Origin of the sequence: Allohahella sp. A8, assembly GCF_047946665.1 — a bacterium.
Taxonomy (GTDB): Bacteria; Pseudomonadota; Gammaproteobacteria; order Pseudomonadales; family Oleiphilaceae; genus Allohahella.
The window spans coordinates 3,577,141-3,588,968 of the sequence record NZ_CP172312.1; the positions used below are offsets into that span (position 1 = coordinate 3,577,141).

9 protein-coding genes are annotated in these 11,828 nt (G+C 56.2%); 4 read left to right on the top strand and 5 right to left on the bottom strand.

Annotated features, from left to right (window positions below; all coding sequences use genetic code 11):
* Positions 1-11: 11 nt before the first annotated feature.
* The 5 genes from ACH3PB_RS15990 to ACH3PB_RS16010 all read right to left on the bottom strand — a co-directional run bounded on the left by ACH3PB_RS15990 (position 12) and on the right by ACH3PB_RS16010 (position 7,656).
* The gene (locus ACH3PB_RS15990) at positions 12-1,340 is read right to left on the bottom strand and encodes an undecaprenyl-phosphate glucose phosphotransferase (RefSeq protein WP_416396435.1); all 1,329 of its coding nucleotides are present in this window, start codon (positions 1,338-1,340) and stop codon (positions 12-14) included.
* 197 nt (positions 1,341-1,537) lie between these two features.
* Positions 1,538-3,934 (bottom strand): tetratricopeptide repeat protein, encoded by a 2,397-nt coding sequence (locus tag ACH3PB_RS15995; protein WP_416396436.1) that lies wholly within the window; start codon positions 3,932-3,934, stop codon positions 1,538-1,540.
* Between the two features lie 115 nt (positions 3,935-4,049).
* On the bottom strand, positions 4,050-5,717 hold the full coding sequence (gene xrtD / locus ACH3PB_RS16000; RefSeq protein ID WP_416396437.1) for a VPLPA-CTERM-specific exosortase XrtD: 1,668 nt from the start codon (positions 5,715-5,717) through the stop codon (positions 4,050-4,052).
* Positions 5,714-6,229 carry a glycosyltransferase gene (locus ACH3PB_RS16005; RefSeq protein ID WP_416396438.1) on the bottom strand — a complete coding sequence of 172 codons (516 nt, stop codon included), beginning with the start codon at positions 6,227-6,229 and terminating at the stop codon, positions 5,714-5,716. The genes xrtD and ACH3PB_RS16005 overlap by 4 nt, the downstream gene beginning before the upstream one ends.
* The gene (locus tag ACH3PB_RS16010) at positions 6,226-7,656 is read right to left on the bottom strand and encodes a glycosyltransferase (protein ID WP_416396439.1); all 1,431 of its coding nucleotides are present in this window, start codon (positions 7,654-7,656) and stop codon (positions 6,226-6,228) included. Before ACH3PB_RS16010 ends, ACH3PB_RS16005 begins: the two co-directional genes overlap by 4 nt.
* 367 nt (positions 7,657-8,023) lie before the next feature.
* Between ACH3PB_RS16010 and ACH3PB_RS16015 the strand changes: the two genes are divergently transcribed.
* From ACH3PB_RS16015 to ACH3PB_RS16030, 4 genes are all read left to right on the top strand, one after another.
* Positions 8,024-8,557, top strand: coding sequence for a VPLPA-CTERM sorting domain-containing protein (locus ACH3PB_RS16015; RefSeq protein WP_416396440.1), 534 nt, complete (start codon positions 8,024-8,026; stop codon positions 8,555-8,557).
* Positions 8,558-8,680: 123 nt separating this feature from the next.
* On the top strand, positions 8,681-10,234 hold the full coding sequence (locus tag ACH3PB_RS16020) for a hypothetical protein (protein ID WP_416396441.1): 1,554 nt from the start codon (positions 8,681-8,683) through the stop codon (positions 10,232-10,234).
* 3 nt (positions 10,235-10,237) lie between these two features.
* Positions 10,238-11,065, top strand: a complete 828-nt coding sequence (locus tag ACH3PB_RS16025; protein ID WP_416396442.1) for a CpsD/CapB family tyrosine-protein kinase — start codon at positions 10,238-10,240, stop codon at positions 11,063-11,065.
* A gap of 238 nt (positions 11,066-11,303) precedes the next feature.
* Entirely contained in the window at positions 11,304-11,819 is a 516-nt protein-coding gene (locus tag ACH3PB_RS16030) for a hypothetical protein (RefSeq protein WP_416396443.1), read from the top strand.
* Positions 11,820-11,828 lie beyond the last annotated feature (9 nt).

Genomic DNA, 11,828 nt, shown 5'->3' on the forward strand with positions numbered 1-11,828 from the left:
ACAGAAATCGATCAGTAGGCGTTCTTGCCGATAAAGCCGTGAACGACGGTCCGGAGAATAATCTGGACGTCCCACCAGATGGTCCAGTGGTTCAGGTACTGCAGGTCGTACTCTATGCGTTTCTGCATCTTGTCCAACGTGTCGGTTTCGCCACGCCAACCGTTTACCTGGGCCCACCCAGTGATGCCGGGCTTGATCTTGTGACGCAACATGTAACGCGGTATGAGGGAGCGGTAGGATTCGTTATGGGCTACGGCATGGGGTCGTGGTCCGACAATCGACATCGAACCGCCAAGCACGTTCAACAGTTGGGGCAGCTCGTCGAGAGATGTCTTTCTTAGGAAACGGCCAAGAGGGGTTACCCGAACGTCGTTCCGGCTCGCTTGCTGAACAGTGGCACCATCCTCACAGACGGTCATCGTCCTGAACTTGCGAACCTTGATCAGCTGTCCGTCGAGCCCATAGCGGGTCTGTTTGAAGATGACCGGGCCGCGCGATGTGAGCTTGACCAGTAGCGCTATCAGCAACATGGGAATGGCGGCTACGGCAAGCATCAACGAACCGAGCACGATATCTTCGATACGCTTGACTACGCCGTCCACGCCCCCGTGCGGCTCGCCAATCAGGCCGACCGCAGGAATGCCATTGAGGTTGATGCTCTTGGCATGTAACAGCTGAAACACGAAGAGATCCGGAACGACGTATACCGTGGCAGTCGAATTCTCGAGCCGCTGCAACAGCGCCTTGATGCGCTCCTCTGCGCGCATGGGAAGCGCAATGAAGATCGTATCCACCTGGCGCTGTTCGGCCATCGATACTACATCTTCAAAGGATCCGCTCAGGTCCTTGGCGTGCTGAGCGAATTCAGTATTGGCTGGCCACGCACTTTCCACCGCCGTCCGCCCGTCGCAGCGATCATCGAAGAAGCCGAGATTGCGATAGCCAAACCAGGTTGCCGACTGAATGTTACTCGCGACTTGAGAGGCCAGGGAGCCGCTGCCTACAACAGCAACCGTTCGGGTGTTGAAGCCTCGCGTCCTCAACTGTCGCAGCACCGTTCGCACGACAGCCCGCCAGCCAAGCAGAAAGAACAGCACCAGGAAGAACCAGCGTGCGCTGGACGGCCAGGTCAGAATGGCGGCGATCTGCGTGAACATATGGCCGGTTACGAATATGATGCTGAAGCCAAGGGTCCAGCAGGCGAGTATTCGTCTTGCCTCTGCCCATAGTGACTCTGAGCGCCATGAACGATATATATCAGTGAATTCGGCAAGGATCTGATGGCAGAGCCCGCCGATCAAGCCAACAATGATAAATTCGCTGCTAAAATATCCTTCCAACAAATAACCGCTGAATAAAGCTGCAGCAAAAATAATTGCTGAATCCAACGATCTGGACAATAAAGCGAAGCCGGACGAGTAAGGCTTAATCAAGCCGCCTGTGTACTGTTTCGCGAGTTCCATATCTCCCTGCACCTATTTGCGATTCCTGGACCTTGGTTATCCAACGTCTTTTCAGTACTTCTGAATCCTTGTGTCTAAAGCTTTGCCAACGCGTCTCGCGCTTCCTGGCGCCCAACAAAATCGACTTCGGAAGCTGCAGCTGTCTGCAGAAGTTCGCGTGCACGACTGAAGCGGTTCTGCGCCACCAGCACCATGCCGAGGTGGTAGTTCACTTCAGGATGATCGCCGAAGGCCTCAGAGGCCTGCTCCAGCAGATACTTGGCATCAGCCAGTTTGTTCTGCTTGTAATAGATCCATCCAAGCGTGTCCTGGAAATGCGGGATCTTTGAGGTTCTGAAGCGTTCTGCCAGTTTGGCAGCACGCTCAAGATCCTCTGGTCTGCCGCTGGCGGACAATATGGACGCCAGATTGTTGGCGACCACGTCCAGCTCCGGGTTCGTTTCCAGCATGCTGGCGTATACCGTTGCGGCTTCGTCCGGTCGACGCTGCATTTCGAGCAACTGCCCTAGCGCCAGTGACAGGGCCAGGCGGTCTTCCACCGTTTCCATACCAACGCGAGCAAGCGATTCAGCTTCGTCGAAGCGCTGCAGACCTATGAGCAGATTGACGCCCTCCAGGTAGCCTTCTACCTGCTTAGGCGCTGCCTCGCGAGCTTTTTCATAGCTCTTGAGTGCAGCATCCACCTCACCGTAGTGAGCGAAAAGCGAGCCTTGCAGAATGTGCGCATAGACATTCTTGGGGTCGGTCCTCAAAACATCGCTGAGGAAGGCCTCTGCTTCCGCCCGCTTGTCAGCTTTTACGTAGGCTCCAACAAGAGCGGCCATTGGCCGGATGCCTTCCGGTGCAGCCGCCTGAGCCTGTTTGAAACTGTCGATTCCAGCGTCAAACTGCGCCTGCTCCATGAGCGCAGTGCCCCGAATCTGCTCGACAGTGGCGTCGCCCTCGCCCAGCTGGTGCATACGGTCGGCCAGTCGCTGCGCCTCGCTCCACTGGCCAGTCGACAACTTGATCTGTGCAGCGAGCTGCAGCAGTTTGACCGAAGTGGCGTCGTCACCCACGTACGGGGAAACCAGCGCATCCGCCTGCTGGAAGTTCTTCTGTGACACCATGAACGAAGCATACTCGCCGACGAGATCTGCCTGTACCGCCGCGCTGGCATTCCCCTTACCAGCGTCCACAGCCTGTCCATAGTAGTCAGCAGCCAGCGCGTTGTCTCCCTGCTGCCGATGGGCCTTCGCCAGCAACAGCAGAATTTCGCTTGATTTCGGCTCTATCCGCTGTGCAGCGCGCAGTTCGCGAATGGCACTTTCAGCATCGTTTTCAATAAGCAGGTTACGGGCACGATGAGTGAGTGCCGCCGCGTTCTTCGGATCGGCAACCAGAACCTCTTCGACGAGCTTCTTCGCCGTCTCGATATCCTTGTTCATATAGGCCAACGCGATCAGCTGGTTCTTCGCCTTCAGCCCGATGGCCTTGTCTCCCTCTTCTTGTGCCAGCTCGACCATGAGCTGCTTGGCCAGCTCCGGCTCATCATTTCGGATATGCAGATCAGCCAAGGCAAAAGCCAGCTCATGTCCTGCTTCGACCCTGGGAACATAAGACTCGAGCACCTTGGCAGCAGCCTCCCCAGATTCGACGCCGAGGACGAACTCGACATAGGCCAGAACAGCTGTTGGACTTAGCTGGCTATCGGCGTGTGCCTTCAATGCCGTGGCCGCGTCGTCTCTACGTCCCGCGATCATGTACTGTCGAGCCAGTGTCTTGGCCAGTTCGGTATTGTCGGGATAAAAATCTACCAGCTGCTGAAAGACACCGATGGCGGATTTGTAGTCTTTGAGCTCGTTGAGGGCCTGCACCTTCATCAGCTGCATACTCAGCGATTTTGGCGACTGTTTGACACCCCGCTCCAGCAGTTCGAGCGCAGCCTGGGCCTCACCATCTGCCATTTTTCGAGTGGCCAATAGCAGTAGTGCGTCGCTGTTGTCAGGATTGAGTTGAATCGCCTTGTCTATCACCGCCTGGCCACCTGCTTCATCGCCGACCTTGAACAGCGCCCCTGCCCGCATGACCAGCGTATCTGGATCTTCCGGTAAGGCCTTGGCAAGAATTTCCGTCTGCTCGAGCGCCTCATCAAGCTGGCCAGCAGCGAGCAGCAGCCGTGCATAGCGCGCTCGAGCTTCGGTGTTTTCCGGGTCTTCTGCCACCACACGCTTCAGCGTCCGGTAAAGTTCCGGCCACTTGGCCTGAGCCTCCAGCACTTTGGCAATGCCGAACAGGGCATCAGTATTGCTCTTGTCATATTCCAGTGCATTGCGGTATTCAACACTCGCTGCGGACAGATCCCCACTCGCCAGATGCGATTCACCTTTCTCAAGGAACGCACGCGACTTTTCCTCGGGCGAGCTACAGGCTACGAGACCGGTGTATAGACAAGCCAAGACCGTGGATCTGAACAGCGTTCTGGAATTCATGACTGACCACATACTAACGACCAACTGGGTGATAACTGACTTCGACCACGATTATAGAGCGTGGCGTTACAAAAAATTGCACTTGGCTCACAGCCTGAGAATTCTAGGTCTCCCCTCAACTCGGCATAAACCGTGGCAGGGAAGGAATGAGCGCTTTGACAAAGCTGCGTAATGCTTCTTCAGCAGTCTCCTCGGCGACCTTGCGTTCTGCAGCAGGCACTGTTTCATCCGGAAGCGGAACAATGACGCGAACCAGACCGCCATCAGTTCTGCCCTGGGTGAGCGACTGCCAGAGCAGCGAAGCCCGGGCAACAAACTCATCGGCGTAATTCACACCCTGCTGATGAATCCAGTAATACACCAGCATGCGACGACCGTTCCGGCTGATAATGACGCGATTGGCATCGCCCTCACCGCCGAGCGCCTCAAGCGCAACCGTGCCCCCGTCCCGCTGCTCCCAGCCGCCACCGGGCAAACAAGCGCGCGGCGAATGTAGGACACTGCCCTCTTTCTGAGCCTCGTAGTAGACGAGATAGAGACTTATCGGAATGGCAGATGCCAAAGGCGTCTGCTCGGCGCCTGTGAGCTCCCCAGGGCTCTGCACCTGCATCCGCTTATAGTCGCCGATGAAGTAATCATGTGGTCGCAGCACACTGAGCACGTCGGACGAGAGTCGGTCAGGAAAGACCTCGCGCCCGTCTATGACGAATGGGAGTTGCTCGAAGCGCTCGCGCTCTGGAATGGTGTCTGTCGCCACAAAGCTGTACACATGAGCGCTAATACCAGCGGCAACAATCACCGCAGTCGTCAGCATCAGACGCGCCACAGGGCTACGGCTCACATGAACCGGAGCAAGCTGCTGCGGCGTGACGATCTCCAGACGCTGCGTAAAACTCTGCCCATTCGGGAACAGCCGGGTGAGCACCCAGATCTCCAGCATCAGCAAGGCGAAGGCCAGCATAAAGACAATCCAGCCTTCAAAGCTGTGGAGAAAGCCTTCAGCCGCCTGTGAACCCCAGTAACGAATGATCAGGCCCGTCACTGCGATGCGTAAACTGTTCATACCTATGGTGATCGGTATGGTGGACAGTACAATCAGAAGCTTCTGCCATACCGGACCACGATAGAAGTAGGCAACGATAAGCGCGATGCTCACAAGCGGATACATGTAACGAAGCCCTGAACACGCCTCCTCCACCAGCATGCTGAAGTCACCCATATACAGCACGTTGCCGTCTTGCATGACTGGAAGACCGAACAAGCGGATGAATGCGACGCCAATATCCGAGCTGACCAGCTGCATTCGCGCCGTCAACAGTGTACTCAACAGGTAGGGCAGCGGAATGACGAAAAGAACCAGCAGGAGCGGGTACCAAGCCTGGTTCAGCAACCGCCAGCCGCCAGCCGCCATCGGCAATGCAGCCAAGGAGAGCAGCAAGCCATAGTAAGCTGCAACATCGACATCGGCCATCACGCCGAGCAGATGAAGCAGGCCACCGGCCACCGCGAGCGGCAAAGCCAGCCAGGATGGCTGAACGGTCTGCCCAGAAATTTTCTCCCGATTGAGCCAGTACATATATAGCGAGATGATTGGCACGATCACACCGTGACCATACTCTTCGGAATCCATCCAGACCTGTACAAGGTTCATGAGAGACGCCGCGAAAGCGCCCAGCACGAGCAGAACACACAGTGCCAGCATCCTGTCTACCGAACTACCTGGGGAAACGGTTTCTGCCGCCATGTCACCGGCATCTATCGAGGAGGAAGTTTGATCTGTCACGGGCATCCCGCCTTTGTCTGTGCGACCAGCTGACGCATGGTCTCGAGCAATTGAACCGACGCCTGAGGTGGTGCGCCACTGGCGAAATCGAGGCCGTCGGCCTGCAGCGCCGAGCTTACCGCCCGTTTCAGTGCGTCAACGTCATCAACCACAGTGATGTTCGTTCGGTCGCGGAATTTTCGCGCACTACCGAGCTGATGATCCGAGCGATGCTCGCCCAGGCTCGCGAGACGCGGCAAAAGCACCAGCCGCTTACCGACTTCGAGGGCCGAAATGATGGTGCCCATCCCAACGTGACTCACCACAACCTGAGCCCGATCGAAATACACTGAGTAGTCACCAGGCCTGAGGTTACGGGCGAACGCCATGTACTGCGGCTGGTAAACAGTGTCGCCAATCTGAGCGAAGACACTGTGGTCGGGATGCTCGGCTGCCCACTGATCGACAGCGAGAATGAGACGTTCGAAGGGCAATTGCGACCCTACGGTAACGAACACGTCGGCACCAGTCACAATACGGCTCCACTAAATCCTGGTTTGCCAGGCGCCACGCTGTCAGCCAGGTGCGGCCATTGCGTGAGATGCACATCGGCATAACGTGCTACCTGACGGCCGCTGACGGAAAGCTCATCAACATTCGCGATGCTGTCCACCCAGACCGTTTTAACCGGTCGACGACCAAACAGGCGCGAGATCGGATGCAGCAGCACGCGGGCGAAGAACAGCGCGAAAAAACCCGGTGCGGCGCCGGTGGTAACCACCAATTGAGGCCGCACCACGAGTAACACGCGAAGCACCGATAACGCTTGCAGCACAAGCTGGGTCTTACTGGCCAGCGAACCTTCCGGCACACTGAAGAAGGGGCGGCCACCTACAGTCTCTTCGTAGCTCGCATCAGTGCAGGCAAAATACAGCTGCTCGCTTTCGAACGCAGGTTGCAGGCGTCGTATCTGTTTCCAGTGTCCACCCGATGAAGCAATCAACAAAACCCGCAGCGGGCGCGTTGCGGGCCGCTGCCGTGAACTATCGTCGCGCTCCCAGTGCGAAAACTCCCCGGCAGCTACTCTGGCTCGGGCGCGCCGCAGCGTCAGCCTCTGAACCATGACGTAGAGCAGAACAGCGGGCAAAAGGTGGGGGCGTGCCCGCACGAGCGACGCCAAAGCACCGCCGGTCGTTTCCCCACCGATCGAGGCCCCTGGATACCGGCATTCCAGCTCCATATTCCCAGTTCGCACTCTGGTCTTGATATTAATCAGACTTGGCAGATTTGCCGGCGCCTGCACGGTGAAGGAAGATCCAGGTATCGTCTGCCGCTCATGTTTCTCGAAACGGGATCTGACGAAACCATCATCGGAAATAATGTCGGGAAATCGATCGAAGCGCTCTCGCCCATGTCGGGACAGGATGTAAACACCGGACCCAACCATCCGTCCGTCGGTGAAATAAGGGAGCCGGAGCCAAACTGAGTAAAAGGCACGCACGCTGAGAGACGACTGACTGGTATCCACCCGCATTTCGGGTGCAACGCACAGCAGAGCCTCACTGGCTTCGAGCGCTTTCGCAGCCGACCTGAGCGCCGCGAAGCTCGTCACGATATCGGCATCCAGATACACACGAGGAAAATGATCGGCATGCTCGTCGCCAAGATTCAACGCAACAGATTTGGAAGCAGTTCCGGTTTCAACTACCAGCAGCTGGTGGAAACGGCCCTGAAAGCTACGGGCGATGGCGGCCGTATCGTCCCTGCAACCATTGCAAACCACTACGACCTGGAGACCGGCATCAGCCGTAGCGTCTCCAGCTTCATAGCTGCTGAGCAGGGACGACAGGCAACGCCCGATGACGGCAGCCTCATTGTGGGCCGGAATGACGACAGAAAGCGGTTCAGATGCAGACATGGCGTCCTGGGCGGACTTGCCAGAAATGTGCTGCAGTGTCATGAGACAAGCGTCTCCATTGGGTGAAAGGCACTTGCGGCCTGAGGTAACAGTGTGTCATCCGGTGACAACCCCACCGGGGCGCTATGATATCAATTGAGTGCAGGAATGGGTATGCGATTTAGCGTTGCATGAGCCAAAAGGATGAGAAGAATCTTCAGGATGAGAGCCGCCGCAAAGAAACTTAACAAAAAGTAACAGCTTAGATACATATCTGCTGAAAACGGCCAGCAGCTATGCTAGCGTTCCGAGATAGTGGACAAATCCGCATTGACGGAGGCCCGCTGTCGTTTCCTGGCGGGATGTTGCTGGAAAGTGTGTATCGCCATGGAGACGGGCTATCAACCTCAAGAAGAAAGGGAATCTCAATATGCATACTTTTGCAAAGGTCGCGCTTGTGGCGGCTATCGGCATGGCGAGCGCGCAAGCGTCCGCCTTGTCGATAATCAGCACGACCGATACCGATGTTTCACCTCTGAACATCAATCAGTCAGGCACTTACAAATTTACTGGCGACAGCATACCAGGCACCTTCGGCGTCAACTTCGCACGTGACGTTATCGAATCTACCTGGAGCTTCAGCTGGGATCCACGCCTTGGCCTGGATTCCGAAGCCGTCCAGTTCACCCTCGAGCAGAATGGCTCAGCAGTCGCCACAGCGGAATTCACCGGCAACGGCACTTCAATGTTCACCACAGCTGGTCTGAGCGCTGGCAACTACATCATGAGCATGACGGTCGTCGGCGGTCAGTATGATGAATATGGCTTCTCTGGCGCAGCGGCACTCTCAACACTGGGCGACGACGTCAACCCTGTGCCACTGCCTGCAGCAGCCTGGCTCTTCATCTCGGGTATCGCCGGCTACGCTGGTGTCTCGATGAAGAAGAAGAAAAAAGCCGCCTGAAGTCTCAATCTGAGTCATCCGGTAACAAAATGAAAGGGCTTCGGCCCTTTTTTTCGGTATACTCGCCCCCGATTTACCAATGGGTCACGAGCCCGTCAAAACGCATCTCTGAGGCTGTTCGATTTGTACGACCTTGATGAGGAATCCCGTAGCGGGCCATCCAATTTCGCACCCGCGTTCCGACGTCATAAGATAGCACTGGCGCTTGGCATAGTCGTTCTCCTGGCCCTGGTCAGTGTAGTCACCATTGCTCTGCCCCCAATCTACCGTTCTACCGGCACTGTGCTCGTCGAAACTCAACAGATTCCAACCGACCTGGTGCGATCGACCATAACCAGTCTTGCCAGTGAGCGTATCGACGTCATCAAGCAGCGAGTGATGACGCGCGAGAAGCTGATGGACATCATCGACAGCTATACCTACTTCGACAAGTCAGGCAGCCCCGCAGAACTCAACGAGCTGCTCGATAAGGTGCGCGAGAACATCAGCATCAATGTGATCGAGTCGCAGGCTGGCGGCCGGCGAGCGAATGAAACTGCAATCGCATTTTCGGTTTCTTTCGACTCAAAAAGTCCGGCCATTGCCCAAAGTGTTGCCAACGACCTCGTCACTCTGTTCCTGAGCGAGAACGTGAAGGCACGTACCGAACGCGCCTCCGAAACTACCGAATTTCTTGAGGGCGAGGCTCAGAAAGTAAAGCGCCAGCTCGACGCAACAGAGCTGGCTGTGGCTGAATTCAAGCTCGAGAACAAAGACACCCTGCCTGAACACCTGAGCCTGTACGTCGACATGCTTGATCAGTCGCGTCGCAAGGCAGACGCCATCGAGCGCGGCATCAGCTCGGCAGTAAGTCAAGCGGAGCTGTTGACAACTCAGCTGACCCTGCTGCGTAGTCAGCTGACCGGCGGCAGCTCCGAACTCCAGAATAACCTCGACGGACTACGCAACGACTACAGACGGCTCTCACTCAAATACAAGGAACAGCATCCGGATCTCGTTGAGCTGCGAGCACAGATCGAGTCATTGGAAAGCCGTGAGCCGGCGGCGGAGAGCAAGCGTCTGTCGCCTGAAGAGATGACGATCCGGGGACAGCTTGCAGAGATCGATGCGCAGATCAAGGCGCTGCGCCGAGACAAGGTTGCCGAAGAAGAGAAAATTGAGGATCTTCAGCAGCGAATTATTGCCATTCCCCAGGTAGAGCGTGGACTCGCCGCCCTTAATCGTGATTACGTAGCAAAAGTGGAACAGTACAACCTGATCCGGGGCAAGACCATGGAAGCTGGCATGTCGGAGAGTCTTGAGCAGGGCCGCAAGGCTGAGCGCTTCTCCATACTCGAGCCGCCAATGATGCCCACGTCAGCAGAGAGGCCCGACCGACCCAAGGTTTTTGCAATGGGGAGTGTGCTGGCGATCGGATTGCCAATCGGTATCGTTCTGCTCATTGGTTTCCGTGATCGCAGTGTCCGCGGCTCTGAGGCCATCAAAGACATCACGAAGGCCAAGCCGCTTATCGAAATTCCTTACATAAAAACAGAAGCGGAGTTCGACGCCGGGCGGCGGGCAATTGGTTACAGCCTGGCGGCGACAGCTGCACTGGTGGCTGTGACCCTGCTAGCCGTGCATCTGCTGTTCATGCCAATCGATCTTCTGCTCCTGAAAGTCGCCAGCCGGTTCTGATCAATGGAAAAATTCGACAACATCATCACGCGCTTGCGTGAACAACAGAATGCGCCCAGGCGCCAGCATGTGCCGATGGACATCGACGAACGCTATGAGCCCGGCGTTATTGAATATACCCGCACCCGCTGTGTAGACCTTGACGAGGGTAGACTGGCTAAAAACCGCCTCGTGGCCCACAACAAGAGTGACCCAATGTCGGCGCCCTACCACATCCTCCGCGCCAAGGTGCTGCAGCAGATGCGCCGGAACAAGTGGACGACGCTTGGCATCACGGCGCCTACGCCAGAAGCTGGAAAATCACTGACAGCCTGCAATCTGGCAATGAGCATTGCGATGCAATCCAGTCAGACTGTACTGCTGGTGGATATGGACCTGCGCAAACCTACGGTCGCGAAGTACTTCGGTCTGGCTCCTGAAATAGGTATTCACGATTACATCACTGGCAGCGCGCAAATCGAGGACATCCTGATTCACCCGAATCTGGAACGACTGGTATTGCTGCCGGGCACCAAGCCGATACTCAACTCCTCTGAGGAAATCTCCAGTTCACGGGTGGCTGACCTGGTTCAGGAACTGAAATACCGCTATCAGGCGAGATACGTGATTTTCGATCTGCCACCGATCCTGGTATCGGATGACGTATTGGTGTTCCTGCCCTACATCGACTGCTCGCTAATGGTCATCGAAGACGGCAGAAACACACGTGAAGAGATTGAGGACGCTGTGGAGTCGATTGGCAGCAATCCCTTGCTGGGCACGGTTTTGAACAAGTGCGAACAAACCCGTAATACGTACGGCTACTATTACGGACAGAAGGAATCGTCGTAGTCTACGCACAGAAAGAGTCTGTTGTAGGCAGCCTACCAGCTAGCCAGAAATTCCCTTTCATAACGAATCGTGACCTTCCACCCTGAAGGTACGGCACCCTGGCCTCTGTGAGGCCAACATCGCGCAACAGTGAGCCACACCCACTGGCTTGGACGCTCGCTGTCGTCTCGCGATGCTGCCGGACGGCTTGTTGTGTCATGGTTCGGACTATTCAATCCGCTTAAAAGGGACTCCCATTATGCATAGTATTGCAAAGGTCGCACTTGCTGCGGCTATCGGCATTGCAAGCGCACAAGCGTCTGCAGCGTCTATCGACATCGATGACTCATCACTCGATATCACCAAGACAGGCCTGTACGTCTTCACTGGCGACAACATCCCAGGTTCGTTTGAAGTTAACGTGCTGTCTGAAATCCTCAACTCCACCTGGGAATTCAGCTGGAACCCTGGCACCGGCGCCAATAGCCAAGCTGTTCAGTACACTCTCACACAGGGTGAGATGACAGTCGCAACGTCGATGTTCACTGACACCGGCCGAGCGAGCTTCACGACTGGTAATCTCAGCGCGGGCAATTACCTCATGCAAATGAGTGTGGTCGGCGGCAACACCGATAACTACGGCTTCTCTGGTGATGCGACGGTTACTACTTCGGGAGTTGACACCCCGGTGCCACTGCCAGCAACAGCTTCACTGCTCGTTCTGGGCCTCGCCGGCATTGCTGGTGCGTCGCTGAAGAAGAAAAAAGCTGCCTGATTCTCGATC